16 protein-coding genes are annotated in these 19682 nt (G+C 69.9%); 11 read left to right on the forward strand and 5 right to left on the reverse strand.

Translation table 11 applies throughout. From position 1 onward, the window contains the following. The first annotated feature begins 108 nt into the window (after positions 1–108). From ACFWV8_RS36200 to ACFWV8_RS36230, 7 genes are read left to right on the forward strand one after another with little or no spacing between them, the layout of a single operon-like run. Positions 109–924: an amidohydrolase family protein gene (locus ACFWV8_RS36200; RefSeq protein WP_384214382.1), complete on the forward strand. Its 816-nt coding sequence runs from the start codon at positions 109–111 to the stop codon at positions 922–924. A gap of 44 nt (positions 925–968) precedes the next feature. Further along, a complete protein-coding gene (locus tag ACFWV8_RS36205; protein ID WP_329392028.1) occupies positions 969–1490 on the forward strand; it encodes an MSMEG_0572/Sll0783 family nitrogen starvation response protein in 522 nt (173 codons plus the stop codon). Between the two features lie 10 nt (positions 1491–1500). Next, on the forward strand, positions 1501–2598 hold the full coding sequence (locus ACFWV8_RS36210; protein ID WP_384214385.1) for an MSMEG_0568 family radical SAM protein: 1098 nt from the start codon (positions 1501–1503) through the stop codon (positions 2596–2598). Then, entirely contained in the window at positions 2568–4061 is a 1494-nt protein-coding gene (locus ACFWV8_RS36215; RefSeq protein ID WP_384214387.1) for an MSMEG_0567/sll0787 family protein, read from the forward strand. The genes ACFWV8_RS36210 and ACFWV8_RS36215 overlap by 31 nt, the downstream gene beginning before the upstream one ends. Beyond that, positions 4058–4906 (forward strand): carbon-nitrogen hydrolase family protein, encoded by an 849-nt coding sequence (locus ACFWV8_RS36220; RefSeq protein WP_384214389.1) that lies wholly within the window; start codon positions 4058–4060, stop codon positions 4904–4906. The genes ACFWV8_RS36215 and ACFWV8_RS36220 overlap by 4 nt, the downstream gene beginning before the upstream one ends. Further along, on the forward strand, positions 4903–5739 hold the full coding sequence (locus ACFWV8_RS36225) for a carbon-nitrogen hydrolase family protein (protein ID WP_384214391.1): 837 nt from the start codon (positions 4903–4905) through the stop codon (positions 5737–5739). Before ACFWV8_RS36220 ends, ACFWV8_RS36225 begins: the two co-directional genes overlap by 4 nt. Further along, the gene (locus ACFWV8_RS36230) at positions 5736–6812 is read left to right on the forward strand and encodes an MSMEG_0565 family glycosyltransferase (protein ID WP_384214393.1); all 1077 of its coding nucleotides are present in this window, start codon (positions 5736–5738) and stop codon (positions 6810–6812) included. The genes ACFWV8_RS36225 and ACFWV8_RS36230 overlap by 4 nt, the downstream gene beginning before the upstream one ends. Before the next feature lie 332 nt (positions 6813–7144). On the opposite strand, the gene ACFWV8_RS36235 is transcribed toward ACFWV8_RS36230, so the two are convergent. After that, the gene (locus ACFWV8_RS36235) at positions 7145–7744 is read right to left on the reverse strand and encodes a lytic polysaccharide monooxygenase (protein WP_384214395.1); all 600 of its coding nucleotides are present in this window, start codon (positions 7742–7744) and stop codon (positions 7145–7147) included. Positions 7745–8106: 362 nt separating this feature from the next. After that, entirely contained in the window at positions 8107–8541 is a 435-nt protein-coding gene (locus ACFWV8_RS36240) for a class I SAM-dependent methyltransferase (protein ID WP_384214397.1), read from the reverse strand. A gap of 105 nt (positions 8542–8646) precedes the next feature. Between ACFWV8_RS36240 and ACFWV8_RS36245 the strand changes: the two genes are divergently transcribed. Continuing rightward, on the forward strand, positions 8647–12060 hold the full coding sequence (locus ACFWV8_RS36245; RefSeq protein ID WP_384214399.1) for a glycosyl hydrolase: 3414 nt from the start codon (positions 8647–8649) through the stop codon (positions 12058–12060). An 853-nt stretch (positions 12061–12913) separates the two neighbouring features. On the opposite strand, the gene ACFWV8_RS36250 is transcribed toward ACFWV8_RS36245, so the two are convergent. Continuing rightward, on the reverse strand, positions 12914–13537 hold the full coding sequence (locus tag ACFWV8_RS36250) for a class I SAM-dependent methyltransferase (RefSeq protein ID WP_384214401.1): 624 nt from the start codon (positions 13535–13537) through the stop codon (positions 12914–12916). A gap of 62 nt (positions 13538–13599) precedes the next feature. Here ACFWV8_RS36250 and ACFWV8_RS36255 point away from each other — a divergent pair, with 62 nt between their 5' ends. Then, on the forward strand, positions 13600–14262 hold the full coding sequence (locus ACFWV8_RS36255) for a TetR/AcrR family transcriptional regulator (protein WP_384214403.1): 663 nt from the start codon (positions 13600–13602) through the stop codon (positions 14260–14262). A 1669-nt stretch (positions 14263–15931) separates the two neighbouring features. On the opposite strand, the gene ACFWV8_RS36260 is transcribed toward ACFWV8_RS36255, so the two are convergent. After that, positions 15932–16531 (reverse strand): hypothetical protein, encoded by a 600-nt coding sequence (locus ACFWV8_RS36260; protein ID WP_384214405.1) that lies wholly within the window; start codon positions 16529–16531, stop codon positions 15932–15934. A 233-nt stretch (positions 16532–16764) separates the two neighbouring features. Between ACFWV8_RS36260 and ACFWV8_RS36265 the strand changes: the two genes are divergently transcribed. Next, positions 16765–17625: a helix-turn-helix transcriptional regulator gene (locus ACFWV8_RS36265; RefSeq protein ID WP_384214407.1), complete on the forward strand. Its 861-nt coding sequence runs from the start codon at positions 16765–16767 to the stop codon at positions 17623–17625. 16 nt (positions 17626–17641) lie between these two features. Continuing rightward, entirely contained in the window at positions 17642–18448 is an 807-nt protein-coding gene (locus ACFWV8_RS36270; protein WP_384214410.1) for an SAM-dependent methyltransferase, read from the forward strand. A gap of 595 nt (positions 18449–19043) precedes the next feature. Here the strand turns inward: ACFWV8_RS36270 and ACFWV8_RS36275 are convergent. Next, positions 19044–19529 carry a hypothetical protein gene (locus ACFWV8_RS36275; RefSeq protein WP_384214412.1) on the reverse strand — a complete coding sequence of 162 codons (486 nt, stop codon included), beginning with the start codon at positions 19527–19529 and terminating at the stop codon, positions 19044–19046. Positions 19530–19682: the final 153 nt, after the last annotated feature.

Consider the following 19682-nt stretch of genomic DNA (forward strand, 5'->3'; position numbering starts at 1 on the left):
TCCACGTACGCCCAGTACGAGGACGATCCTCCGCCTTGCGATGCACCGCACCAGACGCCCCAGGCTATCCGCGAAGATCCGCCGGACACGCCCTAAGGACCCATCACCATGGTCTACGACGCACACCGCCACATCGGCGTCCTGCCCGCCCATTCCTTCTACGGCGGTCCGCCCGTGAACCCCGACACCACCGCCCGCGCCACCGTCAGGCAACTGATCGCCGACCTGGACGCGGAGGGCACCGAACGCGCTCTGGTCATCCCCAACTACGGCGTACCCGACCCCGGCATCGCCTTCTCCTTCAACGAGTTGGCGGTCGAGGCCGCCCAGAGCGACGACCGGATCCGGGCAGGACTGTGGGTCTCCCCGCGCCCCGAGGACGAACACCTCACCGCACAGGCGCTGGCTCTGGCCGGCGAACGGGGCGTGAAAGCGCTGAAACTCAGCTTCCTGCTCGGCGGGCGCCCCACCGACCCGGCCTGCCGCCCGATGCTGGACCGCATCTTCCAGGAGGCCGAGCGCGGCAACCTCGTCGTCCACGTCCACACCTCGCCCGGCGCCGCTTCCGACATCGACGAGGTCGGCCACCTGGTGGACTGGTACGCCGGCCAAGTCCCCGTCCATCTCGTGCACTTCGGCGGCGGGATGAGCGGCCACATCAAGCTTGCCGGCTCGCGGTTCTTCGACTGGATCAGCGCCGGCAAGCGCGTCTACACCGATCTCTCCTGGGCCATCGGCTTCACTCCCCGCTGGCTGGCCCAGGAGATCGAGCGCCGGGGCATCGGCCACGACCGGGTGCTCTTCGCCAGCGACCAGCCGTGGGGCGACTTCACGGGCGAGTACGCCCGGCTCGCCGAAGCGACCGGCGGCGGCGAACTCGGCGAACGGGTCTTCAAGGACACCTTCGCCGCGCTCTACGACTGACCACCTCCACCCACCTCCCCGTCCACTCGTACAAGGAGACAGCCATGTCAGAAATCGTCGAACTCACCGAGATCGAGCGGAAGTCCCTCAACGAGATCGCCCACCCCTCCCTCCCCGAGGGCACGAGCATCTACGGCGACACCAAGGTCTTCCCCGACTACAAGGCCGAGGACGGAGAGACCTACTTCACTCTCGTGCACGGCATCGCCCACGAGTCGTCGGTCTCCTTCGTCGCCGTGCTCCAGGCCACCCGTGCCCTGCGCAAAGGCTTCGAGACCGCCATCTACTTCTACGGCCCGGGTTCGCTGAACTGCCTTGCCACGCGCGGGTTCCCGACCGTCGGCAACTCCGCCTTCCCCGGCGAGCACAACATCAACAACCAGCTCAAGACGTTCATCGCCGAGGGCGGCAAAGCCTTCTGCTGCCGCTTCGGCCTGTCCCTGCACGGCGCCCGCGAGGAGGACCTCATCGAGGGCGTCATCCCGACCCATCCCCTGGACGTCCAGGACGCGCTGATCCACTACGCGCGCAAGGGCGCCATCATCAACTCCACCTACCAGCTCTGAGGGGCATGCCGTGAGCGTTGGCACCAACACAGCGGTGGACGTGCGGATCATGACCCGGGCCGAACTCGCCCTCCACGGAGTCCGGTCGGCGGCTCCTGTGCGGCGGCCGGACGGCGCGGGACCCAGCGACGACGGGCACGTCCTCGTCGACGGTGCCAACGCCGCGCTGCCCACCAACCCCGACAGTCCCTACTCCGTGCGCGACGGAAAGGTCTGGCTCGGCGAGGACACCGGGACACCCCAGGACACCGGCCTGACCCTGACCACCGTACGCCGCCCGAAGTTCTACGACCTGACCACCGCCGACGGCATCCCCTACGAGCACATCGCCCGCCTGCACGGCGCCGACGTCGTCGCCACCACCGTCGTACAGACGTGCATCCGCTACGCCGAGTCCGACCGCTGCCGCTTCTGCACAATCGAGGAGTCCCTGCGCTCCGGCGCCACGGTCGCGGCCAAGACCCCGGCGCAGCTTGCCGAAGTCGCGGAGGCGGCCGTGCGGTTGGACGGCGTCCGGCAGATGGTCATGACCACCGGCACGACGACCGGCCCGGACCGGGGCGCCCGCAATCTCGTACGCTCCGTGCGCGCCGTCCTCGACACCGTGCCCGGCCTGCCCATCCAGGTGCAGTGCGAACCGCCCGGCGACCTGGCCTGGATCCGCGAACTGCACGAAGCCGGAGCCACCGCCATCGGCATTCATGTCGAATCCCTCGACGACGAGGTGCGCCGGCGGTGGATGCCCGGCAAGTCCACCGTCCCGATGGCCGAGTACGAGGCCGCGTGGGACGAGGCGGTACGGGTCTTCGGACCCAACCGGGTCTCCACCTACCTGCTCGTCGGCCTCGGCGAGAACCCCGACGAACTCATCGCGGGAGCCGCGGAGTTGATCGACCGCGGGGTGTACCCCTTCGTCGTGCCCTTCCGGCCGATGGGCGGCACGCTCGCCGCCCGCGACGGGATCGCCGCCCCGAGTGCGGAATTGCTGCGATACGTCACCGAGGGCGTCGCCGTGAAGCTGCGCGCGACGGGGATGAACGGTGCCGACCAGCAGGCCGGATGCGCGGCCTGCGGCGCGTGCAGCGTACTGAGGACGGCGGGCGGCTGATGCCCGTGTACCTCGACGGATCCACGGCACCGCCCACGGCGGACCGGCCGGTCGACATCCTGGCGCTGCTCGGCGACCGCAGCACACTCGCCCGCAGACCCGGGTTCCACATCGAACAGGCGGCTGACAAAGCGGAGTTGGCCGCCTACCACCGCCTGCGGCAGGACGCCTTCGTCCACGAGCAGGGCCTCTTCACCGGCCACGATCTCGACGACCGGGACGGCGACGCCCGTACGCTCGTGCTGGTCGCCAGGGACCACGCGGGCACCATCGTCGGCGGAGTACGGCTCGGTCCGGTCGCCGACGGCCCCGACATCGGCTGGTGGGCCGGCGGCCGACTCGTCGTCGCCCCCGGAACCCGCGGCCCACAGGGCATCGGCGCCGCACTCGTCCGGGCGGCCTGCGCGAGGGCGGAGGCCGAGGGTGCGCTGCGCTTCGACGCGACCGTCCAGGCCCGCAACGAAGTCCTCTTCAAGCGGCTCGGCTGGCGCTCGGTGCGCGAGGCGACGGTCGCAAACGCGCCACATGTGCTGATGCGGTGGCCGATCGGGCGGACAGCGGCCCAGGCGACATCCGCCAAAGCCGCGCTCGGACCACTGCTCACGGAACTGCGGCGAACAACGAGTGACCAGGCCGCCCTGGGCGGCGCGGGTTTCATCGGGGACGACGGCGCCCCGATCCCCGGCACCGACGTGATCGCCGCCTGCGACGCGATCGTGCCGTCCATGGTCGAGCGGGATCCCGGGTGGGCGGGCTGGTGTTCCGTCCTCGTGAACGTCAACGACCTCGCGGCGATGGGTGCTTCACCGCTCGGGCTGCTCGACTCGGTGGCCGCGAAGAACGCCGCACACGCCGCGCGGATCCTCGCAGGACTGGGCCGGGCGGGGCAGGCATACGGCGTACCGGTCCTCGGCGGGCACACCCAACTGGGCGTCCCCGCCGCCCTGTCGGTGACAGCCCTCGGCCGCACCGGCCGTCCCGTCCCGGGCGGCGGCGGGCGTCCCGGACACGCCGTACGCCTGACAGCCGACCTCGGCGGGAACTGGCGCCCCGGCTACCGGGGCCGGCAGTGGGATTCGTCCACCCGTCGTCGTACGGACGAACTGCGCGCCATGACCGGCGCGGTGGCCGCCGCCCGGCCTGCCGCCGCCAAGGACGTCTCGATGGCGGGGATCGCCGGCACCCTCGGCATGCTCGCCGAGGCGAGCGGCTGCGGGGCCGTCCTCGACGTGGCCGCCGTGCCCCGGCCGCCGGCCGCGACGACGGGCGACTGGTTCACCTGCTTCCCCGGCTTCGCCATGCTCACCACCGACGCGCCGGGTGCCCCGCCGCTGCCCGCCGGGCCCGCGACGGGCGCGGTGTGCGGCGAGCTGACAGAAGGACAAGGCGTCGGGCTGCGCTGGCCCGACGGAGAGATCACCGAAGCGGTCACCTCATCGGTAACCGGGATGGGGAGCGCATGACCACCCTGCGAATGGCGGCCGTCGCCGCCGAGTTCGGCCGCGATCTCGAAGAGGACTTCGCGACGGCCGAGCGGTTGATCAAAGAGGCTCGGGCCGAGGGCGTCCGGCTCCTCGCCCTGCCGGAGGCCTGCCTCGGCGGCTATCTGCTGAGTCTTGACGACGACGGCGAGGTGGACGAGGGCCCGCCCGCGCTCGCCCTCGACGGGCCGGAGATCCGCCGACTGGCCTGCCTGGCCGGTGACATGACGGTCGTGGCGGGCTACTGCGAGGCCGCCGGCGACGCCCGCTACAACAGCGTGGTCTGCGTCAACGGCGACGGTGTGCTCGGCAACCACCGCAAGGTCCACCAACCGCTGAGCGAGGACGCCAGCTACGCTTCCGGCGACCGTTTCCACGCCTTCGACACCCCGGTCGGCCGGATCGGCATGATGATCTGCTACGACAAGGCGTTCCCCGAGTCGGCCCGCGCGCTGGCCCTCGACGGCGCCGAGATCGGCGTGGTGGTCTCGGCCTGGCCCGGCTCACGGACCAACGCCGCCACCGACCTCGCGGACGACCGCTGGAAGCGCCGCTTCGACCTGTTCGACCGGGCCCGCGCCCTGGAGAATCAGATCGTGTGGATCTCCTCCAACCAGGCCGGTGCCTTCGGGTCGCTACGCTTCGTCGGCAGCGCCAAGGTCGTCGACCCCGGCGGTGAGATCCTCGCGGACACGGGTGTCGAAGCTGGCCTGGCGGTCGCCGAACTCGATGTCGCCCAGGCCTTGGAGACCGCCCGCCGCTCGATGGGGCACCTGCGCGACCGGCGCCCTGAAACCTACACGTACGCAGGAGCGTCCCGCACATGAGCATGATCCGGATCGCGGCCGCCGCCGCCCACTTCGGCCGCGACCTGGAGTTCGACCTCGCGCGTATCGCCAAACTCATCGACGACGCACGGAAGTCCGGCGCCGGACTGCTCGTCCTGCCCGACGCCGCGCTCGGCGGTTACCTCGCCGACCTGCGCCACCCGGAACCGGAGGCCCTGCCCCCGGCCCTGAAGCCGGACGACCCGCTGATCCTCCACGTCGCGCGCCTGGCCGCCGAGATGGTCGTGTGCGTCGGCTACTGCGAGGACGGCGGCACCGAGCGCTTCAACGCCGCCGTATGCGTCAGCGGTGACGGCGTCCTGGGCCGCCACCGCAAGGTCCACCTCCCGGCCGGCGAGGTCACGGCCTATGCGCCCGGCGACCGCTTCAACGCCTTCGACACCCCCGTCGGCCGCATCGGCATGCTCATCGACTACGACAAGACCTTCCCCGAGTCCGCCCGCTCCCTGGCCCTGGACGGCGCCGACATCCTCGCCTGCCTGTCCGCGTGGCCCACCAGCATCACCAACCGCGCCCCGCGCATGGCCCAGGACCGCCAGGCCAAACTCTTCGACCTCTACGACCAGGCCCGCGCCGCCGAGAACCAGGTCGTCCTCGCCTCCTCCAACCAGACCGGCGCCATGGGCGGCATGCGCTTCCTCGGCCAGTCCAAGGTCGTCGGCCCCGGCGGCGACATCCTCGCCCGCACCTGGGCCAAAGCCGGCCTCGCCGTCGCCGAGATCGACGTGACCGCCGAGATCGACCGCGCCCGCCGCATCCTGCGCCACCTCGACGAACGCAGGCCCGCCGCCTACCGGGAGACTCCATCGTGAAGATCGCCCTGCTGAGCTACTCGACCAAACCGCGCGGCGGCGTCGTGCACACGCTTGCCCTCGCCGAGGCACTCGCCACCGCCGGGCAGGACGTCACGGTCTGGTCGCTGGGCCGGGGCGGCGACAGCGGCTTCTTCCGCCCCGTGGACCCGGCTGTACGCGTACGGATCGTGCCCTTCCCGGACGGGCCACCGGACGAGACGGTCGGCGCCCGCATTCTGCGCTCCATCGCGACCCTGCGCGCGGCCTTCGATCCGGGACCGTACGACATCGTCCACGCCCAGGACTGCATCAGCGCCAACGCGGCGGGCCGCTGCATCCGCACGGTCCACCACCTCGACCACTTCACCACCCCCGAACTGGCCGCGTGCCACGAACGCGCCATCGTGGAGCCGTACGCGCATGTGTGCGTGTCACAGTCGGTCGCCGACGAACTCGCCCGGGGCTGGGGGCTGAAGACCGAGGTCATCCCCAACGGGGTGGCGTACGAGCGCTTCGCGACCACCGTCCCGGCCGACCGAGCCCGCTGGAAGGACCGGCTGGGCAGCTATGTGCTAACCGTCGGAGGTATCGAGCCTCGCAAGGGATCACTTGACCTGCTGGAGACCTACGCGCTGCTGCGTGCCGAACACCCCGACGTGCGGCTGGTCATCGCGGGCGGTGAAACCCTCTTCGACTACCGCGACTACCGCGCCCGCTGGGAGACCCGGGCCCGCGAACTCGGCGTCGAGCCCGTCGCCCTCGGCCCTGTCCCCGACGACGAACTCCCCGCGCTCGTCGCGGCCGCCGATGCCTTCGCCTTCCCTTCCCTCAAAGAGGGCTTCGGGCTCGCCGCGATGGAGGCACTGGCTGCCGGGGTCCCGCTGGTCGTTCGCGACCTCCCTGTCCTGCGCGAGGTCTTCGGACCCGCTGCCCGTTTCGGCGCCACCCCGGAAGACCTGGCCAACGAACTCGGCCAGGCCCTCACCCATCACGACCCGGCCCGACAGACCGCCGGCCGGGCACTGGCCACCTGCCACACCTGGGACACCGCCGCGCAACGCCACCTGGACTTCTACCGCTCGCGCGCCTGATCCGGATGGAAGCGCTCAGCCCAGGGCCGCCGTCCGCACCGGCGGCACCGGCAACCTCCTCGTCCACCCGCTGAACGAGCATCCGCGGCTGCGCGGCCGTTCCTGAGTTGCCGCGCGCGCCGGCCGGTCCGAGGCGGTGTTCGCCGAGTTCGGGCTCACCGGCCGGAGTGACGTACTGGCCGGGGAACTGTACGAGGTACCGATCCCCGCAGCCACGTCGTCACCATCGAGCACAGCGCCGAATCCGGCGACCTCACCTCGATGGACCTGCGCACGCTGGTCCTGGGCAAGGGCCGCGAGCGCACCGTCGACGAGTACGCGACGCCCGGTGCTCACGCGCCCTGGAACTCCACATCGGAGCAGGCGTACCAGGCGGTGGGAGTGTTCACGTTGTTCCAGACGGCCAGGATCAGGTGGCTCCCGGACTTGTCCGGCAGTTTCCCGGCATGGCTCTCCTTCATGTCCGGGAGCTGCCCGCCCATCGGCACCGTCAGGAACGGCTGCGGCTCCAGGTCCGCGCGAGTGAGTTCGGAGCCGGGGTCCCAGCCGTCCTTGGTGACGAAGTACTGGTAGTCGACGGTCGCGTGGCGCGCGGTGTGCGTCCAGGTGAAGGTGTGCTCGGCGCCCGCGGTCAGCTTGGTGGTGGGCCACGCGCCGCCCCGCGGGTCGTCGAGGGGCGCGAACGCCTCGTTGCCGCCCGCGCAGATCTGCCCGTCCTCGGGACCCGCTCCCGGGAATCCGATGGGTCCCTCGACACTCTGCGGCTCGTGCTGAATGGGACCGCAACCGGACACGGTGCCGTCGGCGCAGTACACCTGGCGGCTGGTGGGGTCGGAGACGTAGCCGTGGGCCTGTGCGGGGCCGGTGGTGACGAAGACACTCGCGCCCGCGAGACCTGTGGCGGCCAGTACCGTGATGAGTCTCTTACGCATCCTGCTCGCTCCAGTCCGGGGGGTACGCATATGTAAACGGTCTCTGGTCCAGACCAACTACGAAGCTAACCGCCCGGCTTAGTCATGTCCAGACCAATAAAGAGAGCGGTTTCACCCTGCCCCGGCAGCCTGCGCCCGTACGGCGCGTACGCCTCACGACCGCCCTCCAGGCGAGCCCCGGGACGTTCCCCAGCGGGCATCGGTGATACGCAGGGCGAGGATACGGACCCGCCCGTCACCGGTACGGCCGTCGCGACCGTCCCAGCAGGACTCAGGCAGACCAAGCGCGCCGTTCCAGGCGGTGACGCGCACGACAGCGGTGATACGGCGCATGTCCGACCGGTCGTCGTGAAGGATCGTGACTATATGCGCGTCTTCAGCCGCGCGGCCAGACGGCGCAGGACGCCGGCTCGATTCTGGATATGGGCGATGCCGAGCCGGAGGGTGATGAGGTCGTAGCCGTCGTCCGCGAGGGTGGCCAGGTCGTCGTTCTCGATGTCCAGGCACAACCAGCGCACCCCCTTTACCTGGACGTGCTCCGTACGGGCGCGCTCCAGGACGCCTTCGGTGAAATCCGCGCCGTCGACGCGGTACCCGAGCGAGGTCAGGAAGACGGTCAGTTCCCCGGTTCCACAGCAGACGTCGGCACGGTCGGGCGGGGCGCTGACCTCAAGGTGCGACTCCGGTCCGTCAAGGTCGCATGGCGGGCCCGGACCCGGGGAGGATCCTGGGTCCGGGCCCGTCCGTGCGTCCGGCTCACGCGATGAAGCGATGTGAAACGTTCTATCCCTGCCCATTGACCCTCAACTCAAGGCTGCCATAGCGTCCCTGTCGATGGAAATGAATCCTTTCATTTCCATCGCCGACCACGTGGACTCGTATCAGCCCGCCGAGGAGACTCGATGACCGACGGCACGCACACCCGCAGGAGCGTCCTTCAACTCGCCGCGGCCGCGGCGGCCGGCGGAGCGGTCACCGCCTGGCAGCCCGCATACGCGGCCGAACCCGGCGGTCCCGGTCCCGGTCCCACGACCGGCGGTTCCACCGGATTCTCCGCCGCCCGCTTCGCGCGGCCCGGCACCGGCAGCATGCCCCTCGTGCTGTGGTTCTGGAACGGCACGGTGACCCCCGCCCTGGTGGACGAGACTCTTGCCGACATGCGGGACAAGGGCGTGACGGAGGTACTGGTCTTCCCCTTCGACACTCCGGCGCTGCGCCCCGCCTTCTTCACCGAGGCGTGGTTCGACATCATCGAGCACACGCTCCGCGAGGCGGACCGCCACCACATGCGGCTGTGGCTGTTCGACGACGACTTCTTCCCCAGCGGCCGGGCGGGCGGATTCGTGGTGAACGGCGGCACGGTCGGCGACCGGACCTACCGGCCCCGGCCCGATCTGCGGGCGAAGAATCTCGGCAGGAGCAGCGTCGAGGTCGAGGGCGGCACCTCGGTCACGCTGTCCGCCCACGCCCTGACCGTCGCCGGCGGACGCCTGGGCGTGGACGCCGCCTCGTACGACGGTGTCCGCGTGCTCGCCAGGGGCACCGGGTGGGGCCACTGCTCGGTCACCGCCAGGGTCCGGGTCGAGCGGGCCAACGCGGGCCTGATGGTGCGCTGTTCCGACGCGAGGAACGGATATCTGGCCGACCTGCGCTCCGACGGCGGCATCGACATCTGGCGCCAGAGGGACGGCGGCTTCACGCTGCTGCGCCAGGGCGGCGCCGTCGACGGATTCGACGCCGACGCCGACCACGAACTGACCGTCACCGTAAGGGGATCGGACATCACACCGGCCCTGGACGGCGCCACCCTTCCCCCGGTGAGCGACACTGCTTTCGCCACCGGGACCGTCGGTGTACGGGCGACCGCCACGCAGCGCTCGTCCTGGGACAGCCTCACCGTCGTGGACGAGGCCGGCGCCACGCTGTACTCGCAGACGTTCGAAGACCCCTCCGCCCTGGACGACTTCGAGACCCCCGCCGACCTCGGGGACGTGGTCGCCGCGGCGGCCCGGCCCGCCGGCGTGACCGGTTCCGGCGCGCTCGCCAAGATGATCGACCTCACCGAGACCGTTCACGGTGACGGGGTCTGGACGGCGCCCGCGGGCCGGTGGCAGGTGGACAGCTACACCTCCCGGCCACTCGCCGACGCCACGGGCAGCAGGCGCGACTACCTCGACCTCCTGGACGACGAGGCGGTCGACCTCTTCATGGACACCGTCCCCGGCGAGTACCTGCGCCGATTCCCGTGGGCCGTGGGCGGCGTCCTTCGCGGCTTCGCCGACGACGAGCCGTTCATCGCGTCCGCCGACGCCGGTTGGGGCAGACCGCCCTGGTCCCCGGGTCTCGCCGGTGAAGTCGGCCGTCTGGGTGGCGAGGCGGGTCTCGGGATCGTGCTCACCGCGGTCCATGACGACCTCGGCGACGAGGGCGACCGACTGCGGGGGGTCTTCTGGCGCGCCGTCTCCAACCGGTTCGCCGCCGCGTACTACCGGCGCGTCGGGACCTGGATGGAGAAGCACGGTCTCGAACTCGTCTCCAACCCGCTGTGGGACGAGTACGGCCCCGCCGAGCAGATCAAGAGCACCGGCAACCTCAACACCGCGCACCAGTGGGCCCAGATACCGGGCACGGACCTGATCTTCGACCATCTCCAGCGCCAGTACCACCGCATACTGCCGCGCTGGCCGGCCAGCGCCGCCCATCAGACAGGACAGCAACGCGTCTATCTGGAGGCCATGGGCGGCACCGGATGGGGAGTCACCCCCGCCCTGACCCGCGAGGCAGTCGGCTCGTTCGTCGTCCGAGGCGTCAACAAGGTGCTGCTGCATGCCCGTTTCTCCGACGCGGACAGCATCGTCTACCCACCGCCCTTCCAGCCGGTCAGCCCGTGGTGGGCACTCTCCACGCCCCTCAACGAGTGGATCGGACGGCTCGTGGAGGCGGCGCGGGCGACAGGCAAGGCTCGTACCGCGCTCGTCCAGCCCCAGCGCGCCGCGGAATCCGTTCAGGACCGACCCGAACAGTCCGCGCTCGACGAGGCGTTCGTGGCCGCCGTCCACGCGCTGGAGGACGTCCAGATCGACTTCGACCTGCTGGACGAGGGAGCGCTGGACAAGGACCCCGCGCTCATCGAGCACGCGCGCGTCCGTGGGACCCGACTCGCCGTCGGACCCCAGGAGTACGGCATCGTCGTGCTGCCCCGGACGCCCGTGCTGTCGGTCGGTGCCGTGGAATCGCTCACCCGCTTCGTGGACGCCGGCGGAGTCCTCGTCGGCGTGGGCGACCTGCCCACACGCGAACCGGAGGGCCGGAACGAGGAGTTGGCGCGGGCCCTGGACGGACTCTTCTCCGGCGGGCGGCCGTCCCGCGCCCACCGGGCGAAGGACCCGGCGGAGGCAGCCGCGAAGGTCGCGTCGGTCGGCGGCGGCGCCGCGACGCTCGCACCCGCCATGGCCGAGGTGCGCGTACTGCGCCTGGAACGCGCCGGTGAGCAGGCGTTCCTCCTGCACAACGAGCGTGCGGAACGGGCGGAGTTCACCGCGACGTTCCCCGCGCTCGGCGTCCCGGAGGTGTGGGACCCGGACACGGGCCGCGCCGCGCCCGCCGGCGTCTGGCGCCGGGCGCCCTTCCCCGGTGGGCCGGCCGGCGGGAAGGGGACTGCCGTACCGCTGGTTCTGGAGGCGAAGGCCGCGATCGCGGTCGTCTTCCGCACCCCGTCCCACGGCGAACCCGCGCACGCCGTCGAGTCGAACGCACCGGTGGAGAGCCTGACGATCGAAGGACACACGGGCACCGCCACCGTTCGCGTGGCGTCCCCGACGACCGTCCGCGTCGTCGCACGACACGGCGACCGCCGGTACGAGGGCACCCTCACCGCCGAGGACCCACTGACCCCCGTACCGCTGGACGGCGACTGGGGCTTCCACCTCGACCGCGACGGCGCACCGAACACCCGCCGCCCGCTGGGTAGTTGGACGGACCTGGACCCCGCCCACTCCGGATCCGCCGTCTACGAACGCGAGTTCACGCTCGACGCGCGGACCCTGTCCGGCCGAGTGTGGAGCCTCGACCTCGGGGACGTGCGCGACGTCGCCGAGATCACGGTGAACGGCAGGGAACTGCCCGCCCGACTGTGGCCGCCCTACCGCTCCGACGTCACCTCCGCCCTACGCACGGGCACGAACGTCATACGCGTACGCGTCACCAACACCGGCGCCAACGCGCACGGAGACGCACGGGCATCGGGGCTGCTCGGACCGGTCCTCCTGCGCCCGGAAAGGCTTGAACGGGTCCGCCTGTCACGTACGCCCGGCTGAGTGTGCGTACCGGGGACCGCGAGCCCGGACAGGGCCTGGGTCGTGTCTTCGCAATAGCGTCGTCCGCCGCAAGGCGGGGCCGGCGGCGGTTGGTGCGGTGCGTCGCAAGGCGGAGGACCAGGGTTGTGGACGGACCGGCCGTACGTGGCCGCCCGACGACAACGCGGCGAGGTGCCGTACCCAGACGGGACTTCGAAAACACGGCCTGGAGCCGCAAGGCACGCTCCAAGGGCTGTCCCGTAGTCCCTGGCGGGCGCACGACAACAGCTACGGCACCTCGCCGCATTGCCGGAACGACCGAGTGCGCCCAATTCTCCGCTCAGCCCCGGGGTGCGCGCCGTACGTATGCCTGGGGCATCAGCACCTCGCGGGGCAGTACGAGCAGGGCGTCGCGGAAAAACACCCACACCGCCCTCTTCGACCCCACCACCGGTACCTGCATCGGCGGGCCGACCGGCCTCACCCACCACCCCGACACAGGACTCAGCAGGTGAACACCACACCAGACCCCCACACCCCAGCCGCTATCGTGGCTCACCTCCCGACACCAGGGAAATAGGCCAAGAGTTCACGCATTCTGGCCTTACGCCCCACACCAGTGGGGATAACGTGCCGCCCGACGCAACCACCGCACGGGCGGCACACCCGCTGACTCACCAGCACCTGGCACGCAGCTCGATCACCGCCCGCGCGGGGATGGGGCGCAGACCGCGTCTCCGTGCTCCCCGCGCCTGCGGGGATGGTTGACAACCCGCTCGGACTCGGCGCCGACCGGCGCAAGGCCCCCCGGTTACCGCCTCAGACATGCTCGACCTGGTGGCCCGCTCGGGTGAAATTGCCGGATGCGGCTGAGTCATGCTGCGGCGGTGTGGCGCAGTGTGAACCAGAAAGTCGGGACCAGGTTCGTGCCGGGCGTCACCTCTGCCAGGTGCCACCCAGCGAACCTGGCGCTGAGTTCGTCCGCGGTGACGCCGGACCACAAGTCGTCAAATGCCCCGGGCCCGTACCCGAACATCAGCAGTCGTGCATCGGGGGCGGCACGCTTGGTGAGGTTGGCGGCGTAGGCGTCGCGGCGGTGCGGTGGGATCCCGCAGTAGCAGCTCAGGTCGAAGAACAGGTCGTACGGGCCGGGCACGCCCACTTCGTCGAGTCGGGTGGCGTCCCCGCACAGCACCGTGACATCCGCTTCGGCCGCGTCGGCCTTCTCCCTCGCCTGCCGGACCGCGCGGTCGACCAGGTCGACGGCCGTCACCTGCCAGCCGTGCCGGGCCAGGTACACGGCGTTGGTCCCGGTGCCGCAGCCGAGTTCGAGCACCCGGCCCGGCCTTAGCGCACCGGGCCCCTCTATCAGGACCACCAGTTCGGGCGGTGTGATGCCGCTGTCCCACGGTGGCTTGCCGTCCCGGTAGAAGTCTTCCAACACGCGGCGTACAGCGGCCTCTTGGTCGAGCTCCGCAGCCGTCCGGGTTTCACTCATCGCTACCCCTCAAGAAATTAGAGTTTATCTCTAGTGTCTGACTCTAGAGATAGACTCCCGGCATGGATGTGGTCAAGGGATCCGACGGGCAGAACATCAAGCGCCCCGACAAGCGGGCCGAGCGCTCGCGGCGTACCCGCGAGAAGATCGTTGCGGCGGCGCGGGAGCTGTTCGTCGCGCAGGGGTACGGTGCGACAAGCCTTCAAGAGGTCGCGGATCGGGCGGGTGTGGCCGTCCAGACCGTGTACTTCGTGTTCCGCAACAAGCGCGCGCTGTTCAAGGACGTCGTCGACACATCCATCGCGGGCGACGTCGAACCGGTCGCCACGATGGACCGCGACTGGTTCCGCGCCGCGTGCGCCGAGCCCACCGCGGCCGGGCAACTGCGCGCCCACGTACGGGGCGTACGCGACATCCTCGGCCGTGTCGCCCCGATCATGCCGTTGATCGCAGCTGCCGCAGCCACGGACCCGGAGATCGCCGCGCAGTGGCCCGCCGGCCCCGACCCGCGCTACACCGTCCAGCACGCCGCGGCGAAGGCGCTGACCTCCAAGCCCGACGCCCGCCCCGACATCGACACCGCCCGCGCCGCCGACCTGCTCTACGGACTTCTCAGCCCGGAGCTGTACCTGATCTTCGTCCGCGACCGGGGCTGGTCCCCCGACGCCTGGGAGAAGTGGGCCTGCACAGCCCTGATTGCCCAGCTCTGCACCGAACACGAGTAAGCCACCGGCCCTCGGCAGCAACTGCCGAGGCAAGGCCCGCGACCGGCTGCGGCTGCGGCTGCGGCTGCGGCTGGCGGAGACCAACCGGGACGCTCAACTCCGCCGCACCGTCATCATTGTCGCGAGCGCCGCGACCTCCGATGCGCTTCCCGCACCGCAGGGATGGCCTACGGGGCCGCCCACCGGCTCCAGGCCCAGCCCTGCTCCCCGCGCGGGGATGTTCCTGCCACGCTGGGGGGGAAGGTCTTCCTGTAGTAGCGCTCGGCTCGCGCGAGGAGGTGTCCTGGCGGCGGCTCGTCGGGCGGTTGATGCCTGGGACTTTCGGTGCGGTTGAGGAGTCCGGCGACGCTGGTGGTGCGGGGCGGAACAGGGTAGAAGTAGCGGTCCGTGACGGTCGATCACGCCAGTCCACCACAGCTCCCTGGTAGCGTCCGGCCTCTCTGTACAACAGGGCTCCTCCCGCTCGGGAGTTGACTGACCCCTCGTCACCCCTCCATTCCCCTACCGTCCGAATTGGCAAAGAATTTCCATCCTCTACCTTTTGCCAGGATCCCGGGAACGGCCACCTCAAAATCAAGCAGAGGAATATAGCATGGGATCGCCGGTTGGCCCAACCGGCGATCCCGCAGATCACTGTTCTCCAGGTGCACGTCCTGCGCAGGATCGCCAGCCACGGATCACTCACCACCACCCAGCGCCACCTGCACCCCGACATCCACAAGATCACAGCCGCCGGCGCCGCACTCACCGCACACCTCAGCGCGCACCACGCTCCCTGCCAAGCCCCGTCGCCACACCCGCTGACACTAGGTCAAGGCACCCTGGTCCCCAACTGCTCCCCAACAACGATCAAGGGCCCGTTCCGGATCGCTCCGAAACAGGCCCTGACCTGCGACTCTCACGAGTCGGGACGACAGGATTTGAACCTGCGACCCCTTGACCCCCAGGAGTGAGGGTCGGGTCTATTTTCCGGACATAGCATGCTTAAGATAGGAACATAGAGTGCATGCAAGCGCCTGATGTGCGCCACCGGGCACACCGTGTGGTCCCCAACTGGTCCCCAATCCCGCCCCGTAGAGCCCTGCGACACGACCCCGCCCTCGCCGCGCTCGCGCCAGGCCAACACCACCGTCCGCTCGCTCGCCCCCACAGCGGCAGCGACTTCGCGATTCGCCGCCGTGCCCACACCGCGACAACATACTTCGATCAGGGCCGCTCCCACGGCCCTCTCCGTGCCGGTCAGGAACATCTTCCTCCCGCCCCAGTTCGCCGACTCGGGCAACCAGCAGGAGTTCGAGGAGGGGTTCGACCAGGACGCCTCCGCTCATCGCTCCACCGAACGCTGAGCCTGCTTCGGCCTCCCGGGCAGCAGCCGGCGCCAACTCCGCTGCCCAGGACGGAGCTGGCTTCACCTGACTGGCTTCGTTGATGTCTGGGGGTTCTGACACAGCTTCCGCGCGGGGGCCACTCTGAGTGATGGTTGAGCAGCCCGGGACGGCTCCCGAAGTCGCCCGAAAGGGAGCCATGGTCTGGGCGGTTGGGCTGAAAGTCCGGGGCGTGGAAGAGAGGTCGTGCTCCGTGAACTGATCACGGTGTGCAGGGCTCGCTCCGGCACCGTACAACACCCACCCGACGCCCATACGGCCACCGGGGTTCGTAGGCAGGCCACTCATTCGATGCCGTTGAGGTGCTCGCTCGCCACCTCGGCAAACGCGTGGATCGCTTGCGACAGACCCTCGGCTGCGTCGCTCAGCACGATCGGAGTGACGGCAGGGACCGTTTCGAAATCGGAGGGCGCCGCCGCATGATGGATCGTCTCCAACTGGGCGAGGCTGTATTCGAGGATGTGCGCCATCCTTCGAACCCCCTCGGCCGCCTCGTAGACCTCCTTGGGCCCCTGGAGAGCAACATGCCGAACTGCGGCCACCACTCTGTCAGCAGTGCCCACCTGCTCGATCTTTGCCCGGTACGCCGTCACGTCAGGGTCACTCAGGACGCCTTGCCGTCCTTCGGCTTGCGCGATGGCGTGCTGATTCAACTCCAGCCCCATGCGGAGGATCTGACTCACTGCTATGTCGTAGTCGTTCGCAGCGGTCAGCAGAGCATTATGCGCGGCCGCTTGCTCCACCCGTCGTGCTACCTGGAGCGGTCCCAGGTATGCGCTGCGGGCTGCTTTGCCCGCGCCAATCACAGCGGCTCCGCCGCCGATCAGTGCACCGAGGAGGGCGCTCCCGGCACCGACCAAGGCGATCGTCAACTCGCTGTCCATACGGCCGATCTTGCCCGCGCGGGACGGGCGGGCGCAGCTGATGAGGCGAACCGGCCAGCCTCATAGCGCAGCCGCTCCCGGGCCAGCACCGCCAAGGCGCCCGCCCCCAGTACACGTTTTCGGCCTCATCCACCATCAACGCGCCGCCCTCACTGTGCGATTCCACAGAGTGCACCATCATGTGAAAGAGGGCATGGTGGTAGCCCCACACCGAAGGCGAGGTCCGAGAATCTGTGTCACGGCCCCGATCCGGCCCCACGGTGGCCCTGCGACTGTTCGCGGCGGACCTACGAGCCCGCCGCGAAGCCGCCGGCGTCACCCTGAAGGCCGCCGCGGACTCCCTCGGGGTGCACACGGTCACGCTCAGCCGCCTGGAACTGGCGCGCACCGTGCCAAGCCTGGCCACGATCAGCCACCTGCTGAAGCTCTACGGCGCACCCGACGAGGAGGCCGGAGTGGTGCTCCGGGCGCTGGAGGAGGCGGAGAAGCCCGGATGGTGGCACCCGTGGCGTGATGTCCTGCCCGAGCACCTGGCCGGGATGATCGACCTGGAGTCCGCGGCCGACCTGATCCGCGTCTACTCCCCCGGCGCCGTCCCGGAGCTGCTCCAGACCCCCGGCTACGCCCGCGCCCTTCTACAGCTGCACCACCCCCGGGCGACCGGTGAGGAGGTCGACCGGCGGCTACAGCTCCTGCGCGAACGCCAGGAACACACCCTGCGGCGTCCGGCCCGTCCGGTGCGGCTGTGGGCGCTGATCGAGGACGCAGTCCTCCAGCGGCCCGTCGGCGGGCCCTCGGCCATGACCGAGCAGATGAACTTCCTCAACCACTACACCCGCCACCGCAGCAGCGGGATCACCGTCCAGGCGATCCCCACGGCCGTCGGGGCGCACCCGCTGCTGCTGTCCGGGCCCGTATCAATCCTGCGCTACACCCATCCACTGCTGGAGGACCGGCTGATCGGCCGGGGCCTGCATCGAGAGACGACCCCCGACACCGAGGACTCCGACGCGGTACACACCTACCTCGTGGCGATGGACGAAACCGCAGCCCTCGCCCCACCGCCGACCACCCCCCTGCCGACACCGTTCTGAGAGAGGCTCCACGCTGATGACCGACCGACCACTGAACCCGGCAAACCTGGACATCGACCTCCAGCCCGAGAAGGCGCACTCCGCCCGCTTCTGGAACGCTTTGCTCGGGGGCAAGGACAACTACCCGGCCGACCGGAAACTCGCCGAGCAGATGAAACGCGAGTTCCCCGCGGTGGTCGACCTCGCCCTCTCCACCCGGGCCTTCCTCGGACGCACCGTGCGGCACCTCGCCGCCGAGGAGGGCTACCGGCAATTCCTCGACATCGGAACCGGCCTGCCCACCGCCGACAACACCCACCAAGTAGCGCAGCGCGCCGCCCCGGACGCCCGGATCGTCTACGTCGACAACGACCCCATCGTCCTCGCCCACGCCCGCGCCCTGCTCACCAGCACCCCCGAAGGCGACACCGACTACATCGACTCCGACCTCAACAACCCCGACACCGTGATCACCCAGGCCGCCCGCACCCTGGATCTGGACCAGCCCGTCGTGCTGATGCTGATGTCGGTGATCGGGCACGTCACCGATCCCGCCGAAGCCGTCGCCCTGGTGCAGGACTACATGTCCCGCCTCGCCCCGGGCAGCGCCCTGGTGATGTGCACGACGCTCTCCTCACCCGAGGTCGACGCGATGACCCGGTCCTACGCCGACTCCGGCACCCAGCCCTATGTGGCCAGCAGCACCGAGACCATGCTTGCCATGGCCGAGGGCCTGACCATCCCCGACCCGGGACTCGGCCCCATCAACCGCTGGCATCCCGACGAGTCCGGTCCCGGTACGGACACCCAGCAGTGGGGGTACGTCGCCTACAAACCGGCCTGAACGGCAACCCGCCCACCACGAGAGGCGCCAGCCGGCCAGGAACGCCCGGGGGTGTCGTCGGAGGGGGCGACCGACCGGCCTCGGCACCGGCCGACGGTGCGGCTCGCCGGTCCGGGCCCCTTCTGACGGGCCCGGCCACGCACTGGAGCAGGTCCGCACCCCACGTCCGCCAGCGGCCCGCCGCCGGCGGCGTGCACCAAGTCGGCGAACAGCGCCAGAGCCGCCCGAAGATACCGCGCCCCGGCCAGAGCCTCGCGTAGTTGGTCGGCATAGCTGACCGCGACCGTGTCGTAGGAGGTCCGGGTGTCTGCCAGCCAGCGGTCCGCGTTCACGGCTCGACAGAGTAGTGAAGTGATCAGAATGACGAACCAGATCAACTGAGACCAACGACGAATCAGACCAGGTCACTTGGGACGGAGACCAGATCCTTCGGGGAGAGACCCACGTCGCCCCGTATCTCGTGCTCGAGGCGAAGCGTCCCGTGCCATCGGATCTTGATCGCGTGTCACCGAAAAGTGATCAATTCGGCCCGGTCTCAGAGTGGTTTGGTGTGTCCCCGAACCTCTGGCGGTGCCGTTCCAGGCAGGGCTACACGTCATGCGAGCCCAGTTCTGTCACCATTGCGGGTCTCGATCGTGGTGACATCTGCAATGGTCTCGACGTGTCGCATCAGTGCGTGTGAAAGATCAGCTCGGCACCTGTGCGCGCCGAGAATGTGACGCCTCGTATCTTCCCAAAGTTCCACCCAGGCGTCGCTGGAAGGGTCCATGTCGCGCTCCGCCATGGCGTTCAAGGCCTCTGTCGCCTTCTCGAATTTGTCCAGGACCCACTTCGAGTCTGCGGGATCGTCCCGCAGGCCCGGGTAGTCGCCGAACTCCAGCCGCTCACGAGCGTCGCTACCTTGCGTTGCCGGGATGTACAAGCCATCGTTCAGCGCCTCGTACAGGGCCTCACTCGCGTCGACACGCGCCCGCTCCGTCGCTTGGTGGAACGCCCCGGGGTCAGCAATACCCTCTCCGAGCAGGCGAAACGTCCGCCCCAATAGGTTGTCCCACGCGGCCATCGCCTTACGCACCTGCACGACACGAGCGACCTGAGCACGCTGCAGCTCGGACTGCCGATTTGCTTCGGCATGCGCATGAGTAGCCGTATCTCAACCGGTCAGGGAACGTGCGGGTCGAACAGGTTTCCTGTCGGGGTGATCTTCTCGTTGTGCGCGCATGGAGGCAGGGCC

Origin of the sequence: Streptomyces sp. NPDC058665, assembly GCF_042714995.1 — a bacterium.
Classification (GTDB): domain Bacteria; phylum Actinomycetota; class Actinomycetes; order Streptomycetales; family Streptomycetaceae; genus Streptomyces.